This window comes from Embleya sp. NPDC008237 (genome assembly GCF_042956465.1).
Classification (GTDB): Bacteria; Actinomycetota; Actinomycetes; order Streptomycetales; family Streptomycetaceae; genus Embleya.
The window spans coordinates 384,118-407,180 of record NZ_JBIBGL010000004.1 but is presented as its reverse complement, the minus strand read 5'-3'; the positions used below and the strand labels follow the sequence as shown (position 1 = coordinate 407,180).

At 71.5% G+C, this 23,063-nt stretch carries 21 protein-coding genes; 12 read left to right on the top strand and 9 right to left on the bottom strand.

What is annotated here, in order from left to right; translation table 11 throughout:
• The first annotated feature begins 139 nt into the window (after nt 1-139).
• Both ACFZBU_RS12280 and ACFZBU_RS12275 read left to right on the top strand, forming a co-directional pair.
• Nucleotides 140-1,177, top strand: coding sequence for a zinc-dependent alcohol dehydrogenase family protein (locus tag ACFZBU_RS12280; RefSeq protein WP_391583437.1), 1,038 nt, complete (start codon nt 140-142; stop codon nt 1,175-1,177).
• 406 nt (nt 1,178-1,583) lie between these two features.
• On the top strand, nt 1,584-2,726 hold the full coding sequence (locus ACFZBU_RS12275) for a hypothetical protein (RefSeq protein ID WP_391583436.1): 1,143 nt from the start codon (nt 1,584-1,586) through the stop codon (nt 2,724-2,726).
• A 293-nt stretch (nt 2,727-3,019) separates the two neighbouring features.
• On the opposite strand, the gene ACFZBU_RS12270 is transcribed toward ACFZBU_RS12275, so the two are convergent.
• Together ACFZBU_RS12270 and ACFZBU_RS12265 are read right to left on the bottom strand one after the other, a co-directional pair.
• On the bottom strand, nt 3,020-3,427 hold the full coding sequence (locus ACFZBU_RS12270) for a RidA family protein (RefSeq protein ID WP_391583435.1): 408 nt from the start codon (nt 3,425-3,427) through the stop codon (nt 3,020-3,022).
• Nucleotides 3,428-3,658: 231 nt separating this feature from the next.
• A complete protein-coding gene (locus ACFZBU_RS12265) occupies nt 3,659-4,003 on the bottom strand; it encodes a hypothetical protein (RefSeq protein WP_391583434.1) in 345 nt (114 codons plus the stop codon).
• Here ACFZBU_RS12265 and ACFZBU_RS12260 point away from each other — a divergent pair.
• Nucleotides 3,996-4,241 (top strand): ArsR/SmtB family transcription factor, encoded by a 246-nt coding sequence (locus ACFZBU_RS12260; RefSeq protein ID WP_391583433.1) that lies wholly within the window; start codon nt 3,996-3,998, stop codon nt 4,239-4,241. The two genes, ACFZBU_RS12265 and ACFZBU_RS12260, sit on opposite strands and share 8 nt — an antisense overlap.
• Before the next feature lie 79 nt (nt 4,242-4,320).
• Here the strand turns inward: ACFZBU_RS12260 and ACFZBU_RS12255 are convergent, their stop codons facing one another.
• On the bottom strand, nt 4,321-4,731 hold the full coding sequence (locus ACFZBU_RS12255) for a VOC family protein (protein WP_020551562.1): 411 nt from the start codon (nt 4,729-4,731) through the stop codon (nt 4,321-4,323).
• A 10-nt stretch (nt 4,732-4,741) separates the two neighbouring features.
• On the bottom strand, nt 4,742-5,179 hold the full coding sequence (locus ACFZBU_RS12250; RefSeq protein ID WP_391583432.1) for a helix-turn-helix transcriptional regulator: 438 nt from the start codon (nt 5,177-5,179) through the stop codon (nt 4,742-4,744).
• Between the two features lie 306 nt (nt 5,180-5,485).
• On the opposite strand from ACFZBU_RS12250, the gene ACFZBU_RS12245 reads away from it, so the two are divergent.
• Nucleotides 5,486-5,974: a hypothetical protein gene (locus ACFZBU_RS12245; protein WP_391583431.1), complete on the top strand. Its 489-nt coding sequence runs from the start codon at nt 5,486-5,488 to the stop codon at nt 5,972-5,974.
• A 108-nt stretch (nt 5,975-6,082) separates the two neighbouring features.
• Here ACFZBU_RS12245 and ACFZBU_RS12240 read toward each other — a convergent pair whose 3' ends face one another.
• Nucleotides 6,083-7,081: a helix-turn-helix transcriptional regulator gene (locus ACFZBU_RS12240; RefSeq protein WP_391583430.1), complete on the bottom strand. Its 999-nt coding sequence runs from the start codon at nt 7,079-7,081 to the stop codon at nt 6,083-6,085.
• Between the two features lie 167 nt (nt 7,082-7,248).
• On the opposite strand from ACFZBU_RS12240, the gene ACFZBU_RS12235 reads away from it, so the two are divergent.
• The gene (locus ACFZBU_RS12235; RefSeq protein ID WP_391583429.1) at nt 7,249-7,710 is read left to right on the top strand and encodes a VOC family protein; all 462 of its coding nucleotides are present in this window, start codon (nt 7,249-7,251) and stop codon (nt 7,708-7,710) included.
• 371 nt (nt 7,711-8,081) lie between these two features.
• Here the strand turns inward: ACFZBU_RS12235 and ACFZBU_RS12230 are convergent, their stop codons facing one another.
• On the bottom strand, nt 8,082-10,715 hold the full coding sequence (locus tag ACFZBU_RS12230) for a LuxR C-terminal-related transcriptional regulator (RefSeq protein ID WP_391583428.1): 2,634 nt from the start codon (nt 10,713-10,715) through the stop codon (nt 8,082-8,084).
• Nucleotides 10,716-10,880: 165 nt separating this feature from the next.
• On the opposite strand from ACFZBU_RS12230, the gene ACFZBU_RS12225 reads away from it, so the two are divergent.
• The 4 genes from ACFZBU_RS12225 (at nt 10,881) to ACFZBU_RS12210 (ending at nt 15,081) form a co-directional block, all read left to right on the top strand.
• A complete protein-coding gene (locus ACFZBU_RS12225; RefSeq protein WP_391583427.1) occupies nt 10,881-11,531 on the top strand; it encodes a dihydrofolate reductase family protein in 651 nt (216 codons plus the stop codon).
• Between the two features lie 276 nt (nt 11,532-11,807).
• Nucleotides 11,808-12,974 carry an aldo/keto reductase gene (locus tag ACFZBU_RS12220; protein WP_391583738.1) on the top strand — a complete coding sequence of 389 codons (1,167 nt, stop codon included), beginning with the start codon at nt 11,808-11,810 and terminating at the stop codon, nt 12,972-12,974.
• A 293-nt stretch (nt 12,975-13,267) separates the two neighbouring features.
• Nucleotides 13,268-14,407, top strand: coding sequence for a methyltransferase (locus ACFZBU_RS12215; protein WP_391583737.1), 1,140 nt, complete (start codon nt 13,268-13,270; stop codon nt 14,405-14,407).
• A 335-nt stretch (nt 14,408-14,742) separates the two neighbouring features.
• Nucleotides 14,743-15,081, top strand: coding sequence for a hypothetical protein (locus tag ACFZBU_RS12210; protein WP_391583426.1), 339 nt, complete (start codon nt 14,743-14,745; stop codon nt 15,079-15,081).
• Nucleotides 15,082-15,138: 57 nt separating this feature from the next.
• Here ACFZBU_RS12210 and ACFZBU_RS12205 read toward each other — a convergent pair whose 3' ends face one another.
• Entirely contained in the window at nt 15,139-15,666 is a 528-nt protein-coding gene (locus tag ACFZBU_RS12205; RefSeq protein WP_391583425.1) for a DinB family protein, read from the bottom strand.
• 240 nt (nt 15,667-15,906) lie between these two features.
• Between ACFZBU_RS12205 and ACFZBU_RS12200 the strand changes: the two genes are divergently transcribed.
• Together ACFZBU_RS12200 and ACFZBU_RS12195 are read left to right on the top strand one after the other, a co-directional pair.
• Entirely contained in the window at nt 15,907-18,099 is a 2,193-nt protein-coding gene (locus ACFZBU_RS12200) for an MMPL family transporter (protein ID WP_391583424.1), read from the top strand.
• A gap of 225 nt (nt 18,100-18,324) precedes the next feature.
• The gene (locus tag ACFZBU_RS12195; protein WP_391583423.1) at nt 18,325-18,849 is read left to right on the top strand and encodes a MarR family winged helix-turn-helix transcriptional regulator; all 525 of its coding nucleotides are present in this window, start codon (nt 18,325-18,327) and stop codon (nt 18,847-18,849) included.
• Nucleotides 18,850-19,117: 268 nt separating this feature from the next.
• Here the strand turns inward: ACFZBU_RS12195 and ACFZBU_RS12190 are convergent, their stop codons facing one another.
• Together ACFZBU_RS12190 and ACFZBU_RS12185 are read right to left on the bottom strand one after the other, a co-directional pair.
• The gene (locus ACFZBU_RS12190) at nt 19,118-19,597 is read right to left on the bottom strand and encodes an iron chaperone (RefSeq protein ID WP_391583422.1); all 480 of its coding nucleotides are present in this window, start codon (nt 19,595-19,597) and stop codon (nt 19,118-19,120) included.
• Between the two features lie 218 nt (nt 19,598-19,815).
• The gene (locus ACFZBU_RS12185) at nt 19,816-20,271 is read right to left on the bottom strand and encodes a carboxymuconolactone decarboxylase family protein (protein ID WP_391583421.1); all 456 of its coding nucleotides are present in this window, start codon (nt 20,269-20,271) and stop codon (nt 19,816-19,818) included.
• A 187-nt stretch (nt 20,272-20,458) separates the two neighbouring features.
• On the opposite strand from ACFZBU_RS12185, the gene ACFZBU_RS12180 reads away from it, so the two are divergent.
• A complete protein-coding gene (locus ACFZBU_RS12180; RefSeq protein WP_391583420.1) occupies nt 20,459-22,915 on the top strand; it encodes a tetratricopeptide repeat protein in 2,457 nt (818 codons plus the stop codon).
• The last annotated feature ends 148 nt before the right edge of the window (nt 22,916-23,063 follow it).

Below are 23,063 nucleotides of genomic sequence, written 5' to 3'. Positions count from 1 at the left end.
ACAGTGGAAGGGGCTACCGGACGGTGGGCCGTTCGGCGGGCCGACCAAGACGTCCACATCCGCAGTCGACCGTCCGCCGTCCCATTTCGCCACGCGGCGCGATCGCGACTGCGATCGTCCCGCAGGAAGGAGACGTCGGATGAACGCCGACACGGCGCGGACCCGCCGGGCGGACCGTTCCTGGGTGGTCGCCCGCCCGGGGCCGATGGAGAGCCGGCCCCTCGATCTCGTCCAACGTGAGCCGAGCCCGCCGGATCCGGGTGAGGTTCTGGTGCGGGTCGAGGCGTGCGGCGTCTGTCGTACGGATCTACACCTCGCGGAGGGCGACCTGGCGCCCCACCGGGCGAACACCGTCCCCGGCCACGAGGTGGTCGGGGAGGTCGAGGCCGTCGGGCCGCGCTCGACGCGATTCGCCCCCGGCGATCGGGTCGGGATCGCGTGGCTTCGCCACACGTGCGAGCGCTGTCGGTACTGCCGATCGGGAGCGGAAAACCTGTGCCCCGCCTCGCGCTACACCGGCTGGGACGCCGACGGAGGTTTCGCCGACCGGGCGGTGGTGCCCGAGGACTACGCGTACGCCTTGCCGGCGAGCGCCGACGCCGAGCGCCTGGCACCGCTGCTGTGCGCGGGCATCATCGGCTACCGCGCGCTGCTCCGCGCCGATCTGCCGCCCACCGGTGGCAGGTTGGGCATCTACGGCTTCGGCGCATCGGCTCACCTCGCCGCGCAGGTCGCGCTCGCGCGGGGCGCCCGCGTCCACGTGATGACCCGTTCCGAACAGGCCCGCCGACTGGCCCTCGAACTCGGCGCCGCCTCGGCCGGCGACACCCGTGCCGCGCCGCCGGAGCCGCTGGATTCCGCCATCGTGTTCGCGCCGGTCGGCGACATCGTGCCCGTCGCGCTCGCCGCGCTCGACCGTTCCGGAACCCTGGCCGTCGCGGGCATCCACATGACCGACATCCCGCCACTCGACTATCAGCGGCACCTCTTCCACGAACGCACCTTGCGCAGCGTTACCGCCAACACCCGGCACGACGGCGTCGAATTCCTTCGCCTGGCGGCCGAGATCGACCTGCGGGTGACGACGACGCCCTATCCGATGAGCCATGCCGACCGAGCCCTCGCGGACCTGGCGGCCGACCGCGTCCACGGCGCAGCGGTCCTGATCCCGGACTGACCGCGGCGGAGCGGGCTGATGTGGTGTGCGTTCCGGCCCGACCCGTAGCCTGGTCGCACGGGTGACCGCCTGAAGAGAGCGGGGCAGAGCGTGTCGAGTGTGCTTCTGATCGTGTTGCTCTGTGTTTTCGGACCGATCGTGGTCGGGCTTGTGTTCGTCGCGCTGATCGGCGCGACGTTCGGACGTCGTGCCCGGGCAGGACGTCGGGCCGGCCGCTACACCTCTCGTCCCGGGAACTCCTCGAGCAACTGGTGATGTCGGAACTCCGCATCGGCCCGGAACTCGCGCCGGATGCGTCGGCGCCCACGGCCCGGCGGAACTCTCCGAAGTGCCTTCCGGGCAAGCCGTCCTCTGCAATCCTTGGAACACGCGCGACGGGTGGCGCCGAGGGGGATGTGTGGCGAACGTGCGTTCTTTCGTGCGGAGTTACTGGCCGCTCGCGGCCGTACCGGTCGTGGCGCTGGTCCTCGACGCGGTCCTGGCCTGGCGCGGCCAGGCCTGGAGCCTGTCGGACTGGGCCTCCAGCGTGGTGCTCGGCGCCGTGGTCACCGTCACCGTCGGCATCCTGCTCGCCCGTCGCCAGACTCTGATCCAGGAAGCGCTGGCCGACCTCGAACTTATCGAGAAGGTGGCGGTGTTGTCCGCCGGGGTACCCGGCCTGCGGACCCGCTCGCCCGCCGGCGAGATCATCCGCGCATGCTACGACGCCCGCTCGGGCATGGCCCTGCTGCCGCTGGCGCGAACCACCATGCAAACCGAGTACCTGGAAACCGTCCGCGCCGTCCTCGATCAGATCGAGCGCCGCCTGGCCGGCTCGCTCGAACCCCACGCCACCTGGAGCACCGACGACTGGGACCGCTTCCACACCGTGGTACTGCGCCTGGCCGAAAGCGCGCAGGCCGCCGCGGACCGGTCCACGACCGTGCGGGACCACTGGAGCAGCACGATCGACCCGGCGACTCGTCGGCTGTCCGCCCTCACCGGCACCCGGGTGCCCTTCGGCGCGTTCCGCCACCACTACACCCAGGGCCCCGACCGCATCCGGGTGCATCTCGACTGGGACCGACTCGCCGGACTCGTCGGCGACAACGACGGTGCGGTGCGGATCGAGCGCGTGCTCACCACGATGGAACCCCGCGACCTGGCGGCTCTGGCCCACTACCGCACACCCTGGTACCACGATCCGGCGTCCCCGGCCGGCGGCGAGGTCGGCTACGACGACCCCGCGGCCCACCCGATCCCGCACACCCGGGTGGCCCGCGACGGCATCCTCCTGGAACCCGAACGCGAAGCGCGGATCACCGCGGTCAAGCACTGGTACTCCGAGCAGGCCATCACCGGCGCCATCCACCTCACCCTGGCGACCTACGCCGCCGCGCCCGACCGCATCCTGGTCCTGGACGGCAACCACCGCCTGGCCGCCCTGGCCCGCCTGGTCAAGGAGGGCTGCCCCGCCACGATCACCGAGTTCCGCATCACCGGCGCCGCAGGCGTACTCCCGCCCCTGATCCCGGACTTGACCCACCACCTCGTCGGGCAAACCCCCTGAGCTCGGAGGACGCCGACGACCGGGCAAAGCCCTGCCTTCGCCTACTTGCGGGTGTGCTCGGGCGGCCGAATACCGAAGGTCGCAGACGAATCACCTTCCGCGAGCCGGGTAGTCGTGCATATGTGCCGGCGTACCCCCGTGGTCGGCACGCGCGGCCCGACGCTCGTTCACCCCCGTCCGGCCGTCGGGCCGCGTCCCCTCTCGGGTCGCAGCTGCGCCGCGCCGCCCGTTGTTGCCGGGCCCACCGTTCGCCTGCCGGGATCCCCGAGGGGCGCCGTGGCCGATCCGCACTGTCAGTCGATGATGGCGGTGGCCTCGATCTCGACCAGGTGGTCGGGGATGTCCAGGGCGGCAACTCCCAGCAGGGTGCCCGGCGGTACCGGGGTGACGCCGAGCTTCGCGGCGGCTCGGGCGGCTCCCTCCCTGAACAGGGGCAGCTTGTCGGGGGTCCAGTCGACGACGTGGACGGTCAGCTTCGCCACGTCGTCGAAGGACGCGCCGACACCGGCCAGGGCGGTGCCGATGTTGAGGTAGCACTGCTCGACCTGCGCCGCGAGATCACCTGCGCCGACGGTGGCCCCGTCGGCGTCCCAGGCGACCTGCCCGGCGATGAAGATCAGCTTCGATCCCGTCGCGACCGACACCTGCCGGTACGCATCGACGACCGGCAGTCCGACGGGGTTCACCAGGGTCACAGCCATACCGAATCCGCTCTCTCGTAGTTACTCGAGAACTGTAGGAGAGTGTGGGCTGACCTGGAAGAACGCACTTTTCGGTGACTGAGGAACCTCCTGGTGACCAAGCAGCTCACGGGCTCACCCGACGAAGCAGACCCGCAGTGCGCGGCCTCCCTCGAGCATGCGGGCCGTGGCGACGGGAAGGCGCGCGAATCGGCGTCGCGAGCCGCTCGCCCGAGGGGTGCGGGGCCGAGGCTAGGCGGTGTTGAGTCGGCTACGGGCGTCGGGACGCAGGGCGAACACCCTGGCCTGGTTGGCGACCATGCCGGACTGCATGGCGATGTCGAGCACCAGGGTGCCGAGTACCAGGGCGGCCAGGCCGACTGCGCCACCCCGGGAGCCCACGGCCAGGACGGCGGCGGAGGCGAGCACGCCGAGCATGCAGACCAGGTTGACCGGGTCGGGCTGCGGCCTGTTGTTGATGCCGTGGGTGTTCGCGCACAAGCCCGCGCCGCCGGTGAGCCCGGAGGAGTCGCCGACGCTGATGTATCCCAGTCGCGGGGTGGCGACGCTGTGGGCGCGGGCGCCGGTCGTGGACACGAAAGCGCTCGTATCGCTGGTGGGAGCGCCCGAGGCCGGACTGCTCGCCGCCCTCGAAGAGCCGCTTCCCACGGTCGAATTGGCCCGCCGCCTCAGGGTCACCCCGAGTGCGGTCTCCCAGCATCTGCGCGTGCTGTACGCCACGGGGCTGGTCGCCCGGGCACGCGCCGGCCGGCAGGTCCTGTATCGGCGCAGCCCGCTCGGGGACGAACTGGTCGGCGGGTCCCGGTCGGCGTGATGCGTGACGGTCTCCCGAGCACCTCGCGCACGCCGGCTGCGGCCCGACGGCCGTCGGCGGGTGCTCGGGAGACCGAGGGTTACGCCTTGGGTCCCTGCTGGATCCGGACCATGTTGCCGGAGGGGTCGCGGAAGGCGCAGTCGCGGGGGCCCCAGTCCTGGTCGATGGGCTCCTGCAGCACTTCGGCGCCGGAGGCCCGCACCCGTTCGAAGGTCGCGTCGACGTCGTCGGTGCTGAAGACGGTCATCGGCAGGACGCCCTTGGTGAGGAGTTCCTGCAGGGTGTCTCCGTCGGCCTGGGACCGGCCCGCGTGAGGTGCCGACAGCACGATTTCCAGGCCCGGTTGGGTGGGACTGCCGAGGGTGACCCAGCGGAATCCGTCGGAGGCGACGTCGTTGCGGACTTCGAGGCCGAGGCCGTCGCGGTAGAACGGGAGCGCCTCGTCGGGGTCGTTGACGGTGATGTGGCAATACTGGAGTGCGATGCTCATGCCGCCCACGTTAGGCGGCGTCGCCTCGGCCTGCTTCTCGAATCCTGCTCGGATTTCTCGTCGGGCGGGTGTGTACCTTCGCCACGCATGCGGGCATCGCCGCTGGGGCGTGGTGCTCGCGGTTGCGGTACGCGCTGGGGGTCTCGCCGGTGATCTCGGTGAACCGTGAGCTGAACGAGCCGAGCGAGGTACAGCCGACCGCCATACAGGCGTCGGTCACGCTCATTCCCCCGCGCAGCAGGGCCATCGCCCGCTCGATGCGGCGCGTCATCAGGTAGCTGTACGGCGTCTCGCCGTAGGCCGCCCGGAAGCGGCGCGAGAAGTGCCCCGGGGACATGAGCGCACGGCGGGCCATCGTCGGCACGTCGAGCGGCCGGGCGTACTCGCGGTCGATCAGATCCCGCGCACGGCGCAGGTGAGCGAGGTTGGCGAGTTCTTCCGGGGTCATGCGTCGACGCTAGCACCGTCCGGCGACATGGCCCCGACCTGCGGGAACGGGCGGCGGGGCGGCGGCCGGCCGGACCCGGCCGGGGGCGACGAGCACCCGGGGTCCGTACTCGTGCGGGGTGCTTCGCGCCGGTTCCCGCCGACCGGCGGGAAATTGGCCGAAGTCGGCGTAGGAAATCGCGGGGGGTTCGGGCTGAATGGGGGAGTGTCGGACTCGGCGTCGACGCAGATGACGACCGGGCCGGTCCCGCGTACCTGCACTCCGCTGCCGCACACGCACTCCCGCCGCTCATGAAGGAGTCCGACCATGTCCCTTTCCCGCCTGTGCCCTTCCCGCGTTTCCGATTCCGGCGATGCCGATTCCCGCGTATCCGACGTGTCCAAGCTCGCGGTCCGATTGCTGGCCGCCGCCACCTGTGCCGTCGCGGCCGTGGGCACGATGGCCCCGGTCGCCGGTGCCGCGCCGGGTGCGGTCGCGGGTACCAGGTCGCTGGAGGTGTTATGGGCCGAGGCGCACCCGGCGTGGCTTCCGGTGCAGAACGGCACGCTGACGATCGGTGGCACGTACACGTGCACCGACCCCGCCGGAACCAGCGTGCCGATCTCCTTCACGTCCCTGCAGATCATGCCGACCGCGCTGCCGTCCGGCGCGGGCAACCTGCCCTGCGGCCCCGGTGTCGTCGGCGCGTACTGGGAACTCACCAGCTTTCCCACTGCCGATGTGCACCACGGGTACGTCAGCGTCTTCGTCACCTTCCAGGGCGCGACCGTGCCCCCGAAGCAACTGACCGCGTAGCGGCCGGTCCACCTGCCCGCCGGCCGGTCTCGCGGCGGCGTGGGCGATCCGCCGGGGCCCGCCGCCCGGGTGGGCGGAGGGTGAGCGGTGCGCCGGGCCGGTCGCGGCTCAGGGCGCCGGTGCGTCCTCCGCCGGTGGGGTCGCGGTGCCGACCGAGAGGAGCTTTTGCGCCAGGGCGCGGGCTCGGGTCGCGAGTTCGGGAGGGTCGAGGATCTCGAAGTCGTGTCCGAGCATGACGACGTGCAGGAGGATGGCGTCGAGGGATCCGGCACCGCTGAGCACCTCGCAGCGCTCGTTTCCGCGTGGTCGTACGACCGCCGCCGAGGCCGAGATCCGGGTACGGACCGTGTCGGCCGACGCGTGCACGAGCAGGCGTACCCGGTGCGGGTAGACCCGATTGGCCACGCCCTCCTGGACGTAGGCGGCCGCGTCGGGCGCGCTGCGCGGGTGGTAGCGCCAGGTGCGCGCCGCGACATCGGTCATGCGGTCGACGCGGAAGGTGCGCCAGTCGTCGCGATCGAGGTCGTAGGCGAGGAGGTACCAGCGGCGATCGGAGGCGACCAGGCGGTAGGGCTCGACCCGTCGCCGGCGTACCGCGGTCCCGGACGGATAGTCGAAGCCTGCCTCGACCTCGTCGCGGCAGGCTGCGGCAAGTGTCATGAGCGTCGAGGGGTCGATCGGCGTGGGGGCGGCGCCGAAGGATTCCACCGAGGCGGAGAGCGCGCGCACCTCGTGTCGTAGCCGGGTGGGCAGTACGCGGTCGAGTTTGCTCAGGGCCCGCAGCGCGGCGTCGCCTGCGCCGGGGACCGCTCCGGCGGCACCGGCGATGAGCGAGACCACGGTGGCGATCGCCTCCTCGTCGTCGAGCAGCAGCGGCGGCAGGTCCGTGCCGGGGCCCAGTCGGTAGCCGCCGCCGATCCCCGGGTCGGCGTGTACCGGGTAGCCGAGTGTGCGCAGTCGTTCGACGTCGCGCCGTACGGTTCGCGCGGTGACGCCGAGGCGGCCGGCGAGCTCGGGGCCGGTCCAGGCCCGACGCTGTTGCAGCAGGCCCAGGAGGGTGAGCACTCGCTCGGTCGTGCGTAGCTCGTCGCCGTTTGCCGCGTCCATGGCGCCCACCCTGGCAGAGATTGCGGACCGAAACGGTCCGCATGTGGTGTCAGGGTGGTCCGGGGCGACGAGGAGTACTCGTGGTCGACGAAACTCGTCACGCAGCCACGACCGACCCCATCACGAACCCCGTCGCGACATCCGCCACGAACGAACGGAGCGAGCCGATGAGCCGCCACATCCAGGTCACCTTCGACGCCCACGACCCGCGGGCGTTGTCGTCCTTCTGGCGCGACGTGCTCGGATACGTCCACCCCGGGCCGCCCGGGGTGGACGTGCCCGAGGGCGGCGACCCGCTGTCCGCGTGGGACGACTTCCTGGCGCGGATCGGCGTACCCGAGGAGCAGCGCAACACGCGCTCGGCCATCGAGGATCCGGAGGGGCACGGTCCGCGGGTGTTCTTCCAGCAGGTACCGGAGGGCAAGGTCGCCAAGAACCGCGTGCACCTGGACGTGCGGGCGGCTCCCGGACTCCGGGGGGAGGAGCGGATGGCGGCGCTGGAGGCCGAGTGCGCGCGGCTGGTGGCGCTGGGGGCGACGCGGGTGCACCGCGAGGAGCCCGCTCCACCGTTGGGTACGGGCCACATCGTGATGGCCGACCCCGAGGGCAACGAGTTCTGTCTGGACTGACGGGACTGATCGGACTGACCGGCCGACCGGGCCGACCGAGCCGACCGAGCCGACCGGGCCGAGCGGACTCACCGAACCGAGCGGACCGGTCGGAATCCAAGCGGAACCGACCGGGACTGCCGCGGGGATGGCGCCGACTCGGGACGCGGCTCCCGGTGCCCCCGGCCCGGCGACGCCTTGCCGGGCCGGGGGCTTCCGGGAACGAGGTGGAGGGTCGGCCCCGGCAAGCTGTGCGGGGATGTCGAACTCGTCCGGTTGCCCGACGTGTTCGTGCCGCGCAGGGTGCCGGGCGACGATGCCGGGCCACCGTTGTCGGGGCCACGCTCGTCGGCCGGAGCTGTGCCTTGCCCCGTCGCGGGGGTGGGCGTCTCCTACCGGGGGTTCGGCCCGGGGGCTTCGCCGGTGCGGGTGGGTGAGTTGCGGGCCAGTTCGGTGCGGTTGGCCACACCGAGCTTGGCGTAGGCGTGTGCGAGGTGGGTCTTGACGGTGCCGCGTCCGATGAAGAGTTCGGCCGCGATCTGCGGATTGCTGAGTCCGCGGATGGCGAGTTCGGCCACCGAGCGTTCGGCCGGGGTGAGGCCGGCCCAGCCCGTCGCCGGCCGGGTGCCGCGGCGGCGTTCCCGAAGTGCGCGCTCCGCCGCCTGGTCCAGGGTCAGGGCGCGGCCTCGGTCCAGTGCCGTGGCGAATGCGGGTCCGTCCGGCAGGGGCGGTCGGGCAGCGAGGTAGTCGGTCTCGCGGCGGGCTCGCTCCGCTGCGCCGAGGAGCAGTCCGGTCTGCTCGGGTGTGCCGGCCAGGGCTGCCAGCGCCTCCAGGCTGTCGATGCAGCCGAGGACCAGGCCGTGCCGGAGGCGGATGCGCAGGGCGTCCCGATGCAGGGCGGTCGCCGCCGTCGGATCCTCGGTGGCGGTCAGCTGTGCCCGCTCCGCCAGTGCGACGGCCCCCAGTTGTGGCATCGCGGCGAGGGTGGGGGACGACTCGGCCAGTTCCAACCGCCGCCGAGCGCCTGCCGGGTCGCCGGCGAGCCGCAGCGCGGCCGCGTGGGTGAGCAGGAGATCGGGTGTGATCGCATGTCGTTCCCGATCGCACCAGTGCAGCGCCTGCGTCGCGGCTCCCCGCCACAGCGCGACCTGGGCGCGGGTCGCTGACCAGCCGGGAACGTAGGGGGCTGTGGAAGCCTCGTCGATCACCCGCTGCAACTCGTCGAGGATCGCCTCGGCCTCGTCCGGTCGACCGCGCAGGGCGACGATGCGCGCCAGCCCCCAGGCCGCGGTGCCGATCCGGACGAAATCGTGCAGTGGGGCGGCGGCGTCCCTGGCGCGGATGGCGGTTCGCTCGGCTGCGACCAGGTCCCCGATGTGGGTTCGGCCGACGGCCAGGGCGGCGAGCCCGGTGGTGGCGATGGCCCGGTCGCCGCGCCGGAGCAATGCGGTTGCGGACCGTTCGAGTCGGTCGAAGGCGGCGGCGTGGTCTTCGCCGAGTTGGTCGATCAGGCCGACGAGTACACCGGCGGCGTCGCGGCTGAAGTCGTCGCCGCCGGCCTCGGCTTCGTGATGCGTACGCAGGGCGAGTTCGCGTGCGGCGGCGAGGTCGGTGTGGAGCAGGCCGATGGCGACCAGTTGTTGCGCGAGCAGCGTGGTGCCGAGGTCGCCGGCCTCCCGGCCGAGTGCCGCGGCGCGTTCGGCGGCGGCGAACGTTTGCGGGTCGGGTTGTACGACCTCGCCGATCAGGGCGAGGGAGACCAGTACGCGGGCCTGGAGCGCGTCGTCGTTGCCCGGGTCGAGGTCGGCGGCGCGGCGGAGCAGGTGCAGCCCGGTGCGGTCGCCGGTGAGGTGCCACCACCATGCCGCCTCGACGCACAGGCGACGGCCGAGGTCGGGGTCGCCGCCGGCCAGGCACCACCGGGCCGCGGCCGGTAGATCGGACCGGAATTCCCGGACACGTTCGCGCCACCGGTCCTTGTCGGTGGCGGCCAGTGGTCGAAGGGCCCGGAGCAGGTCGAGGTGTGCTTGGGCGTGCCGTCGGCGGGCCCGGGTCTCCTCGCCGGCTTCGCGCAGTCGGGCCAGCGCGTACTCGGCGACGACGCCGAGCATGCGGTGTCGTGCGCGGGGGCCGGAGACGTCGCAGACGACCAGGGATTTGTCGATCAGGCCGCGCAGTGCGCGCAGCAGGGCGTCGATGGTGTGGTCCTCGTCGGACAGTGCCCGGACGGCGTCGATGCCGAAGTGTCGGAACGGGGCGAGTCGGCGCAGCAGGACACGTTCGTCGCCGGTGAGGAGCCGGTGGCTCCAGTCCATCGAATCGGTCAGGGTGCGTTGCCGGAAGGGGGCCGAGGGTCGGCCGCCCTCCGGTAGCGGGTGGTCGGCGTCGGGGTCGAGCATCGCCGCGATCTCGTGGAGGGAGAGGGTGCCGGCCCACGAGGCCGTCAGTTCCAGGGCGAGCGGCAGTCGGTCGAGGCGATCGCAGATGCGGCGGGCCGCGGTGCGTGCGGCGGTGTCGGTGGGGTCGGCGTCGGCGCGTTCCAGGAGCAGGTCGATCGCCTCGGTCAGGACCATCGGGGTCAGTCGCCAGACGCGTTCCCCGGTGATGCCGAGGGGTTCGCGGCTGGTGGCCAGAACGGTGAGGCGGGGGCATCGTCGCAGGGCGACCTCGACGAACGCGGCGGCGCCGGCGCGTACCTGTTCGCAGTTGTCGATCACGACCAGGGTCGGGCCGTCGGCCAGTGCGGCGGCCACGGCGGCCGGATCCGAACGCGGTACGGGTACGGCGAGTGCCTCGGCGACGCGCTGGGTGACGTGGTCGTCGTGGGACGCCTCGGACAGGTCCACCCACACGGCGTCGTCACCGGCGCTCTCCCGCGCGGCTCGGATCGCCAGCCGGGTCTTGCCGCAGCCGCCCGGGCCGGCCAGCGTGAGCAGTCGACTGCCGGTCAATGCCTGGAGGATCGACTCCAGTTCGTCGGCCCGGCCGACGAACGACGACAAGTCCGCGGGGAGGTGGATCACCATGGTCGAGGAGTTTGCCACCCGGCTTGCGCAAGGTCCGCGGGGTGGGGTGGGGAAGGTCTGCCACCCGGGTGCCGAAGATCTGCCATCTGGCAGATGTTCCGGTTCGGCTCGGCGTCCACGATGGAACCACACCGAGCGGGAAAACCGGGATCGAGGAGAACGACCATGGGCGAGACGACGACGCTGCACACGGGTGGACGCACCGTGGTGGCGAACTTCACCATTTCGCTGGACGGATATGTGACCGGCCCGGGCGGCGAGGCCGACATGGGCTGGATCGGTCGGCATGCGGTGAGCGACCAGGCGCGGGAGATCCTGACCCGGATCGTCAACGGGGCAACCACGGCGCTGCTGGGCCGGAAGAACTACGAGGGGTTCGGTGGCTTCTGGCCGGCGGTCGGCCGGGACGAGAACGCCGATCCGCGTGACCGTGCGTACGGGCGGTGGCTGGACGAGGTGGAGAAGGTGGTGTTCTCCACGACCCTGACCGAGGCGAACTGGACCGGCGCCCGGATCGTCGACGGCGATCCGGCGGAGGTGGTGCGGCAGTTGCGCGGTCGCAACGGCGGGGACATCGTGATCCAGAACAGCATGAGCCTGATCCGCGCGCTGCTGGCGGCGGACGAGGTGGACCGGATCTGCATGATGTTGTGCCCGGAACTCTCCGGCGGCGGCGCCGTGTTGTTCGACAAGGGCTTCCCGTCGACGTCGTGGAGCCTGACCAATGTGACCAGCACCGACACCGGGGCCGTGGTATTGACCTACGACCGACTGCGGGCGACGGCGCCTACGGCGGACGTGGCCGGGGAGAACTGAGAGGCCTGGCGGTCGGTGCGCTGCGATTCGCCGGGCCGGTCCGGGGCTGGGACGGGGCGCGGGAGGCGGTGTCGTACAGGCCGCCGCCTCCGCAGGGCGGCGTCCTGGGCATGGCCGAACTGTCGCGGGACCTGGCTCGGCGCAGACCGACCGCTCCGTTCAGGTGCCATGCCTTCAGTGTCACATCGCGCCGACCCGCCCGGCGGCGCCGTGGGGGCCCTGCCATTACCCCGAAGAGCCCGGTCTGCCACCAGGGGTGAAACGGCGTGAAGGTGGATACACGACGACACGACGGCCGCAAGGCAAAGGTACGAAAGAAGGGGATCCGATGCGCCGCATCAAGCTGCGCGACCCGGACGTTTCCCGGATCGGTCTCGGCGCGATGGGGATGTCCCACGGATACACCGGCTCCGGGACGGACGAGGCGGAGTCCGTTCGTACCCTGCACCGCGCCCTGGAGCCGGGCGTCACCCTGATCGACACGGCCGAGATCCACGGTCCGTACACCAACGAGGAACTGCTCGGCCGAGCCCTCAAGGGCCGCCGCGACCAGGTCGTACCGGCGACGAAGCTCGACAGACAGGAAACCCGATGCGGAACGTCACCCTGAACAACGGCGTCGCGATGCCGATCCTCGGCTTCGGCGTCTACCAGATTGCGCCGGAGCGGACCGAGCAGGCCGTCTCCGAGGCGCTGGCCGTCGGATACCGACTGCTCGACACCGCCGCCGCGTACGGAAACGAGGAGGCGGTCGGCCGCGCCATCAAGAGCAGCGGCATCGCACGCGGGGAACTGTTCGTCACCACCAAGCTGTGGATCCAGGACGCTCCCGCACAGCAGAACACCCGGCGTGCCTTCGAGACGTCGCTGACCAAGCTCGGCCTGGACTACCTCGACCTCTACCTGATGCACCAGCCCTATGGCGACGTCTACGGCCAGTGGCGAGCCATGGAGGAACTGACCCGCGAGGGCCGGGCCAAGGCGATCGGCGTCGCCAACTTCCACCCCGACCGGTTGATCGACCTCATCGTCAACAACGACGTCACGCCGGCTGTCGACCAGATCGAGACCCACCCGTTCTTCCAGCGCATCGCCGACCAGGAGCTCATGCGTGCACACCGGGTCCGGATCCAGTCGTGGGGCGGGTTCGCCGAGGGCCGCAACAACCTGTTCACACACCCGCTCCTGAGCGAGATCGCCGACAAGCACGGCAAGTCCGTGGCGCAGGTCGTGCTGCGCTGGTTGACCCAGCGTGGCGTGATCGCGATCCCCAAATCGGTGCACGCGGAACGCATGGCGGAGAACATCGACATCTTCGACTTCGAACTCACCGACGAGCAGATGGCGGCGATCGCCACCCTGGAGACCGGAGCGTCGCTGTTCTTCGACCACCGCGACCCGGAGATGGTCGCGTGGCTCGCCAAGCGGCGCTTGGACGCCTGAGTCGGCGTAGGCAACCGGAGCGGGCGTACACGGGAGCCGGCTTGCCTGCCGAGACAGGCATGTGCGAGCCTCCTGTACGTCATCTCCCGACCCCGAAGGGGCTGATCGTGACACTCGGCATGGTTCTCGGCGACCTCTCCTCTCGCGCTTCGACGCGGGAGCGGTAGCCCCTACCTGCCCTGATACGCGAACCCGTGCCGTGGCACGGGCCGTTTGCGCCGGTCCTCTGCTTCCCGGCTCCTCTCGTCGAAGTGCTCTTCGTGCCCCGCATGTTCGATCACGAGGAGTACGTGATGTCCACGATCCACTGGACCGACGCCGTCGACGCCATTCGGTCCGCTCGATGGCATTCCGAGAGCGCGACCCGCCTCCCCGACCGGGTCACCGCGGCGGACGACCGCATGAAAGCCGACACGGCCTACCGCCTGGCCTGCGAGGGAACCGCCCTGCTGTGGCGGGGCGACTTCCACGACGCACGACGACTCCTGCAGGCGATGAGCCGCCGCATCGACCGCAAACCGCCCCGGCAAGGTGCCGGTCCGGCCGAGTCCTTCCACCTGTACCGCCGAGCCCGCGGCCATCGTGCCCGCGTACTGGCTCGGCTGCTGGTCCTGTTGGACGGCGACCACCGCCTGGACCTGCGCAGAGCCCCCGATGTGCGCAGGGCCTGCGCCGAAGCGTACGGTCCGCCGTCCGAGCCGACGGCGGTCTCGCTCACGGAGCTGCTGGGTGTGATCGGGGCGCATCAGTGGCGTACGAAGGGCGTGGAGGTACCGGCCCTCGGCGCTCGAATTCACCCGCACTACGGCGTGTTCTCCCCGGTCAGAGGCGAATACGTGGATCTGGTCGCGCGGACGCCACTGCCCGTGGGCACAGGCCGGCATCGCGCGGATTGCCGGACCGCGTTCGACCTCGGGACCGGCACAGGGGTACTCGCGGCCGTCCTGGCCCACCGGGGAGTCGGCCGCATCGTGGCCACGGACATCAGCCCGCGGGCCCTGGCCTGCGCACGCGAGAACGTCGACCGACTGCACGTCACCGGCCGCGTCGACATCGTGGGCCCCGGCCTGTTTCCCGACGGGCGCGCGGAGTTGGTCGTCTGCAACCCGCCCTGGATTCCGGCCAGGCCCACGTCCGCCGTGGAACAAGGCGTCTACGACCCGGAAAGCAGCATGCTCCGCGATTTCCTGAACGGACTCGCCACGCATCTCGAACCCGGCGGTGAAGGATGGCTCGTCCTGTCGGATTTGGCCGAGCACCTCGGACTCCGCACGCGCAGCGACCTGTTGGCCGGCATCGAGGCGGCCGGCCTGCACGTGCTGGACCGGATCGACACCAGACCCCGGCATCCGCGAGCCGGGGACCGGGCCGATCCGCTCCACGCCGCCCGCGCCGCAGAGATCACCTCGCTGTGGCGCCTGGCCGGAGGTTGACGTTCGGCGCCGAAGGGAAACGGATCGGACGGGGCGAAGATCGGGCCGACAGCGTGCCGGGACGGCGGCTCGTGCCCGAATTGCACCGCCGGGTCGGCTCACCTTCAGCCATCACGTCTTCCAGGCGTCGCACGTCGGTGAACGCCCCTGCCGGTAGCGGGCGTTCGGTGATCCGAGGGATCCGGGTCACGGGTCGGCCGCGATCGGGGAGTGATTCGAATTCGTCGCTGCCGGGCGGGGCGAGGGCGACCTAGGGTCTGTCTTCAATCCCGCGTCGTGGTGCTCGGCGCGGGATCGAAGACAGGCCCTGGGCTCGCTCCGGCTGAGGGGGATCCATGCGAGAAGCCGAAATCGCTTGTGGATGTGCCGACTTCAGGCGGATTCCCGAGGCGGTTGCGCAGTGGTGGACGCACGTCCTGGTGTGGGTCGCGGTCGCGGCCGTGATTCTGCTGGTCCTGCTCGCGGCCGGGATCGTGGCGATCCGGGCAGGCGGCGACACCGCGGCGGGGCTGCCCGACCGCTCACGAGGTCTTGCGGACGAACCCCCGGACGACCAGGTCGCCGATGCCGAAGGTCGTCTTTCCTTCTTCACCTGGCACGACGGCCACCCCGACCCCGGAGATGACAGGCCCCGGGGTGCGGCGACCTCCGACACCACGAACGACCAGTCGTAGGCGAAGCGGTCGGCGGTCGACGAGTCGAGGGGGCGAAGTCATCGGCGACTGCCGCGTCTACGTCCCCGTGACTCCGTCGATGCCTTCACGAAGGAGATCGGCATGACCGTTGTGTCGCGCGTATTCCTCGATCATGTGCACCATGATCCAGCGCAGAGAAATCCCGGAGCCGCCCAGCGATTCGGCGTCCTGTTGTGACAGCCGGCCGGAGTCGTCCAGCGATGCGGTGGTGATGAGTTCACGGCTTCGAGCGATTTCGCCCTGCCAGACGGCGATCACCTCGTCGAGTCTCCGGTCGGGTTGAAGGGTGAAGCCGTCGGCGCCGCTGTCGTCGAAGACCGGGGGCACATCCCGGCCCGCGAACACGCGTTGGAACCAGTTGCGTTCGACTTCCGCCATGTGCTGGACAAGACCCAGAAGTGTCATCGACGAGGATGCCGTCGAGGCCAGACGTAATTGATCGTCCTCGAGGCCGGAGCACTTGAGAGCCAGGGTGCCTCGGTGAAAGTCGAGCCAGGCATCCAGCATGGCGCGCTCATCGGCGTACGCGGGTGGGATCACGCGTCCATCCGGTGTCGTGGTCATGGTCCAACCCTGGCATGGGCCGCCGACGTTCCGACAGACCCAGGGAGCACGCTCCCGCCCGCCCCTGCTCCGGGTGCGCCACGAGGCGGCGCGCGCGCCCCCGCGCCCTCACGCCTCCGCGTCCCCGTGCCCCGCGCCCCGTGCCCCGTGCCTCCGTGTTCCGGCGCCGGTTGCGTTGCGGCGTCCGGTCTGGGACAGTCGTTCAATTACTAATGAAGTTAGCAATCTCGTGAGGTATATATGGAGCCCCCAAAGCCCCCGAAGCCCCCGGGGCGCGCCGGACCCGCGCCGCGCGTCCCGAGCGCGCGACTCGGCCCGCGCCCGATCGCCGTCACGGTCCTGCTCCTGACGTTGGTCTTCGTCGGTGCCGTCTTCGCGCTGGGCCCCTCCGAGGCGAACACCCCCGGCGCGGACGGGGCCAATCTGCCCGCGTCGTCGCAGTCCGCCAAGGCCGCGAAGATCGTCGACGGGCCCACCGGCGGCGGCCGGACCCCGGTGCTCGTCGTCTACAGCCGCGCCGACGGCAGCGCGCTCACCGAGGCCGATCGGGCCGTGATCGGCGGACGGGCGGCGCCGCTCGGCGCGGTCGGCCTCGACGGGGTCCCGGCCGAGGCGGTGTTCGACCCCAAGGGCACCGTGGCCACCGTGCCGGTACCGGTCTCCGACAAGCTGGAGGGCAAGGACAACGACAGGCTCGTCGCCACGGTGCGCAAGGTCGCGTCCGACGGCGTGCACAGGCCGTTGCGGGTGCAGGTCACCGGGGGTCCGGCGGTCTCCGCCGACCTGACCAAGGTGTTCGACGGCGCGGACGTCACCCTGCTGGTGGTGACCGCACTGGTCGTCGCCGTGCTGCTGCTGGTCACCTATCGCAGTCCGGTGCTGTGGTTGGTGCCGTTGGTCGTGGTGGCGATCGGCGACCGCCTCGCCACCGTCGTCGTGGGCGCGCTCGCGCCGAAGGTCGACGTCGCGGTGGACAGTTCGGCGGCGGGCATCCTGTCGGTGCTCGTCTTCGGCGCCGGCACCAACTACGCCCTGCTGCTGGTATCGCGCTACCGCGACGAACTGCGGTCGGAGGAGGACCGGTTCGCCGCGATGCGCCGCGCGCTGCGCGGTGTCGTCCCCGCCGTACTGGCGAGCGGAAGCACCGTCGTGCTGAGCCTGCTCACCCTTCTGGCCGCCGAACTGACGGTCAATCGCGGACTCGGTTTCGCGGGTGCCTGCGGGATCGTCATCGCGATGTTCTTCGGTCTGGTCGTGCTGCCCGCGGCCCTGGTGCTGCCGGGCCGTTGGTTGTTCTGGCCGCTGATTCCCCGGGTCGGCGACCCGATCGCCGCGGACCGGGACGGGGTGTGGGCCAAGCTCGGCCGGGTCGTCTCGGCGCGTCCGGTACTGGTGTCCGTCGGCGCGACGGCGGTACTCGGGGCGCTGGCGTGCGGACTGTTCGGCACGTCCGTGGGCCTGTCGCAGAACGAGATCTTCCGCAAGACGCCGGAGAGCGTCCAAGGCGCGAAGACGCTGCAGTCGGTGCGGCCGGCCGGCGCCACCCAGCCGCTCACCGTGGTGTCCTCGGCCCCCACCGGCGCGGCGGTCGCCAAGACCGCCGAGGGCGTCGAGGGCGTTTCGTCGGTGGAGCCCGGCGCCACCTTCGGGCGGTACGCGGTCACCGACGTGATCCTGGACTCGACCCCCGGAAGCAGTCGGTCCGACGCCACGCTCGTCCGACTGCGCCGGGCCCTCGCCGACGTCCCGGACGCACACGCCCTGGTCGGCGGAACGACCGCCGGCGAGTACGACGTCGCGCGGGCCACCGACCGCGACACCCGCATCGTGGTGCCGCTGGTGCTGGCCATCGTGTTCGGTGTGCTGGTGCTGCTGCTCCGGGCGCTGGTGGCACCGGCCCTGCTCGTACTGACGGTGGTGGCGACCTACTTCTCCGCTCTGGGCGCGGCGGAGATGGTGTTCGGCACCGTGTACGACTTCCCGGCACTGGACGACAACGTGCCGCTGCTGTCGTTCCTGTTCCTGGTGGCGCTCGGCGTCGACTACAACATCTTCCTGATCGCCCGGGCCCGCGAGGACACCGTGGCCGGCCACGACACCCGGGCGGCGATCCTGCGGGCCTTGGCGTCGACCGGTGGCGTCATCACCAGTGCCGGCATCCTGCTCGCCGCGGTGTTCGCGGTCCTGGGCGTGTTGCCGCTCATCACCCTGACGCAGATCGGGGTCATCGTGGGCGCGGGCGTCCTGCTCGACACGTTGGTCGTCCGGACCGTGCTGGTACCCGCGCTCGTGCTGCTGACCGGCAAGCACTTCTGGTGGCCGGGACGGCCGGAGGGAGCGGGCGACGGGGGAGGGGCCGGCACCGGAGGGTCGGCGAAGCCCCGGGAGTCCGCGGCGTCCGGGGCGAAGCGTCCGGCTCGCAACGCGGGCTGACGGTCGAGAACGTCGACGCGAACTCCTCGGGCGCCGGTGGGAGCTCGCGTCGACATCGGCGGGAGGTGAGGAGCCGGGGTGTGAAGCGCCCGGGAGGCGAAGCGTGCCGGAAGGGAAGCGCGCGGGAAGGGGAGCGTGCCGGGATGCGAACAGCCTGGGACCGAGGGGCTTTCGGCCCTATTGGTTACCAATCATGTTGCCAATATCGAGAGTAGTCTGTGCCTCATGAACCCCAGACGAGCCGACGCCGGCGGGGCCGCCAAGGTTCCGCGGCCGGACTCCGCCCGCAAGGACACCGCAACCGCGCGCCGGGGGGTGGGCCGGTACGACGACATCCGTGATCGGCTGCGTACCCTGACGCTGCGTCAGCAGAGGTTCGAGCGCTATCTGGGCCGCGAGATGCGGGTGGACGCCGCCGGGTTGGCCGTGATGGATCACCTCGTCGAGCACGGACCGGCCACCCCGACCGAACTGGCCCGCCGCCTGGACGCCTCGACCGCGGCGACCACGCTGGTGATCGACCGCCTCGTGGCGGGTGGGCACGTGAGCCGGGCACCGCACCCCACCGACCGCCGCAAGGTGATCGTGTCACCCGCGCAGGACTGGGAGGTGTCCGCGTTCGAACACGTCGCGCCGATCGTCCGCGGCGTGCACGACGCCGTCGAGGCCCTCACCGAGCAGGAACGGGCCACGGTGACGGCGTTCCTGGACCGCATCGTCAAGTCGTACGACGACGCGATCAAGCCCTGACCCCGGTCCCGCACCCCCATCTCCGACCCCACGAAGCAAGCAGCTCGGTGAGGTTTGGGTGATCGACGCGCCGGTACCGGCAGCGGCACCGATACCGGCGCGTCCTGCTCCCGGTAGGGCCGACCCCCGCCTTCGCGGCGTTCGGCCCACCCACAAGGGCGAGCCCCGCACCGTACGTCGCCCCGGATCGGGCAGGAACCGGCCACCCAGCGGCACGGTGTCCGTCCCGCCCGACCCCGGGAGCGCCGTGCCGCGCCGAGCACGGGTTTCAACCAGCCGCCTTCTGCACGAGTTCGGCGATGCGCGCCTCGCCGGCGGCCGTGAGTTCGTTGAGGGCGTACGACGTCGCCCACATCGCGCCGTCGTCGAGGGTCGCCTGGTCGCTGAAGCCGAGGGTCGCGTACCTGGCGTTGAACTTCTCCGCGCTCTGGAAGAAGCAGACGACCTTGCCGTCCCGGGCGTATGCGGGCATGCCGTACCACAGCTTCGGCGCCAGATCCGGTGCGTTCTCCTTGACGATGGCGTGCAGCCGCTCCGCCATGACCCGGTCGGAGTCCCGCATCTCCGCGATCTTCGCGACGACGGCGGCTTCCGCCTCCGCCGCCTTGGCCGCCTTCGATCCCGCGCGTGCGGACGCCTTCAGCTCTTGGGCGTGGTCCTTCATCGCTGCGCGTTCCTCGGCCGAGAACCCCTCGAACGACTTCTCGGTCGCGGTGGTGCGCGCGGCGGACTTCTTCGTGCTGCTCATGGCGGATTCCTATCGGTAGTTCCGGATGCCGTGTGTTCGTGTCCGGATGTCTGTGTATCCGTGTGTTGCCGTATTCGGCTGTTCGTGCGTCGCTGCGTCGGCCCATCGGCGGCCGGTCCCGCGTGCCGGAGCCCGCTGTGCCGCCCCCGTCACCCGCGCACCTTCGCCCGAGCCGACCCTCCCGGGCCGTTACCCGAAAAGTGTCGGCGTCCTGCCTGTCATCCCCACGCGCCGGCGACCTGGCGAGTGGTGGCGTTGAGCCGGTTGAACATGTTGGTGACGCCGATCATCAGGACGATCGCGGCCAACTGCTTCTCGTCGAAGTGGGTGGCGGCCACGTCCCAGACCTCGTCGCTCACCGCGTCGGGCCGGTCCGCCAGCCGCGTCGCGGCCTCGGCCAGTGCCAGCGCCGCGCGCTCGCCGGGGCTGAAGTACGGGGCCTCCCGCCACGCGGCGACCGCGGCCAGCCGCTCGCCGCTCACGCCGGCCTTGAGGGCCGTCTTGGCGCCGGCGTCGACACACGCGCTGCAGCCGTTGATCTGGCTGACCCGCAGGTGCACCAACTCCAGCGTCTGCCCGTCCACGCCACCTGCGTGTACGACCGCGAAGATCTCCTGAATAGGCTGCATCGCGTCGGACAGCACCATGGCGGGGTTCCGCATACGAGACCGCATCTCGGTGTGCTCCTCTTCCGGTTGTCCGGATCGGCGCCCGGTCTGCCCGGGTGATGTATCCATGACAGCCGAACCGGCGTGCCACGACGACCTCGATGGGACGCCGTGGGACAGCCGGAACGGCCGTGAACAGCGAAAACTCGACCCGGAAAGCTCTCACCGGGACGGGACAGGAAGGCAGGATCCGATGGATGTGCGACCGCGGACCGACGAGGCCGAGCCGCAGGACGAACTGGCGGCCCGGCTGCGTCTGCTCCAGGAGCTCTCCGGGCTCGGTGTACGGGCCCTGGCGCGCGACACCGGCCTCAGCTCCTCGTCCCTCTCGCGCTACCTCAGCGGGCAAACCGTGCCGCCCTGGCCCGCGGTGATCGCGCTCTGCCGGCTCGTCAAGCGTGACCCCCGCCCGCTGCGCCCCCTGTGGGAACGCTCCTCGACCCCCCTCCCCGCCCCGCCCCGGACCAGCCGCCAGGCCCGGCCCACGCCCCGCAACGACCTGCCGCGCGACGTCCCGGACTTCACCGGACGCCACAACGCGCTCGCTGCGGTACTCGCCGCGGTCGACAGCCACCGGGTGGTCGCCGTCGACGGCATGGCGGGCGTCGGCAAGACCACCCTGGCGGTACACGCCGCTCACCGGCTTGCCGCCGACTACCCCGATGCCCAGCTCTACGTGGACCTGCACGGCTTCACCGAGGGCCGGGAGCCGCTCGACTCCGGCTCCGCGCTGCGCATGCTGCTCGCCGCGCTCGACGTCCCCTCCGAGCGGGTCCCCCAGGAGGGCGTCGAACAACTGGCCGCATGCTGGCGGTCGGAACTGGCCGGCCGCCGCGCCGTCGTGGTCCTGGACAACGCCGTCGACGCCGACCAGGTCCGTCCGCTGCTGCCCGGCGCCGGCCCCTCCGTCGCCCTGATCACCAGCCGCAACCGACTCCTGGGCCTGGACGAGGTCCCCCCGGTGTCGCTGGACGTGCTCAGCCCGCAGGAAAGCGCCGAACTGCTGGCCCGCGCGAGCGGTGATCCCGGCGGCGCGGACGGTCGACTGGCCCGCGAACCGGAGTCCGCCGCCGAGGTGTTGCGCCTGTGCGGCCATCTGCCGCTGGCCCTGCGGCTGGCCGCGGCCCGGTTGCGCCACCGGCCGGGCTGGACCGTGGGCGTCCTGGTCGACCGGTTGTCCCAGGGGACCGGGGAGTTCGACGCCGCGTTCGCGATGTCGGTACGGCAGTTGCCCGGGTCCCAGGCCCGCCTGTTCCGCATGCTCGGCCTGCTGCCCGGATCGACCTTCGACGAGTACGTGGTCGCGGCCGTGGCGGACGTCCCGGTGAGCAGCGCCCGGGCCGTCCTCGAAGACCTGCTCGACGCGCACCTCGTCCAGCAGCCGACCGCGGACCGCTACCGGCTGCACGACCTGGTGCGCGAGCACGCGCGTCGGGCCGGTGCGCAGCAGGACTCGGCGGTCGCGCGCGAACGCGCGCTGGGCCGGATGCTCGACTACTACGTACACGCCACCGCCGCCGCCGACGAGGCGATGGCGTTCCTGGCGCCCGGCCGACCGGCCACCGCGGGCCGAGCCCCGGCGGAACTACCCCGATTCACCGACAAGAACGCGGCCTTCGCCTGGCTCGTCGCGGAATACGAGAACCTGATCGCCGCCTTCGAGATCGCCGACGCCACCGGGGCCGACGTGCACGTATGCGAACTGCCGCGTTTCATGCGCGCATACTTCGCGCGGCGCTGCGGCACGACGCATCTCAACCACCTCTTCGAGCGCTCCTTGGCCGCCGCGCAGCGCCTGGACGATCCACTGCACCTGGCCGAGGCGCACAGCGACCTGGGATTCGCGCGCTACAACGCGGGACGGATGGCCGAGGCCGACGCCGCGTACGAGGCCGCCGAACCGTCGTTGTCCCGGGCCGGGACCGTCGGGGCCCGGGCCGAACTGGCCATGCGCCGCGGCTATCTGAGGTGGGATCAGGGATACGTCCAGGAGCCGCTCGAACTCTTCCGGACGGCGGGAAAGGCGTACGAGACGGCCGGTTGCCGGGCCGGGGCGGCACATGCGGCCGCATCCGAGGCGTGGGCGATGCTGCAACTGGGACACCGGGAGGAGGCGGCGCAACGCGCCCGCGACGTCCTGGACATGCCGCACACCGACCCCGCCTGGCCGCCCACCCTGACCGCCCGGATCACCCTCGGCGTGGCCATCGCCGGCGACGAACCCGACGAGGCGGCGGAACACCTGCGCCGGGCGCTGGAATCGGCCCGCGCCGACAGGCACCTGAACAACGAGGCGTGGTGCCTGAACTGCCTGGGCGTCGCGCTGCGTCGGATGGGCCGCCACGAAGAGGCACTGGCCAGTCACCGGGAGGCGTTCGCGCTGCTGGACGAACTGTTCGAGGAACACTGGAAGATCCGCTTCCTCAACGACTACGCCGAGACCTGCCGGCTCGCGGGCCTGCCCGAGGAGGCGTTGCGGCTGCACCGACAGGCGTTGGAGGCGGCGCCGGCCCTGGGCTACCGGCACGAGGAGGCCCGGGCGCACGAGGGGATCGCCGTCCTGCTCGAAGAGGCGGATCCGGCCAAGGCCGCCGAACACCGCGGGGCGGGACAGGCCGTCCTGCGGGAACCGGACGCCGTGGCCCACTGATCGTTCCCGAACCGGGGGTTCACCGGTCCCTCCCCGACCGGGCCACTGATCTCTTCCCGGCCGGGCCCACCGGTCGCTCCCCGATCGGGGCTCACCGATTGCCTCCGGCCGGGCCCCCTGATCGCATCCGAATCGGGCGGGCGCAGGT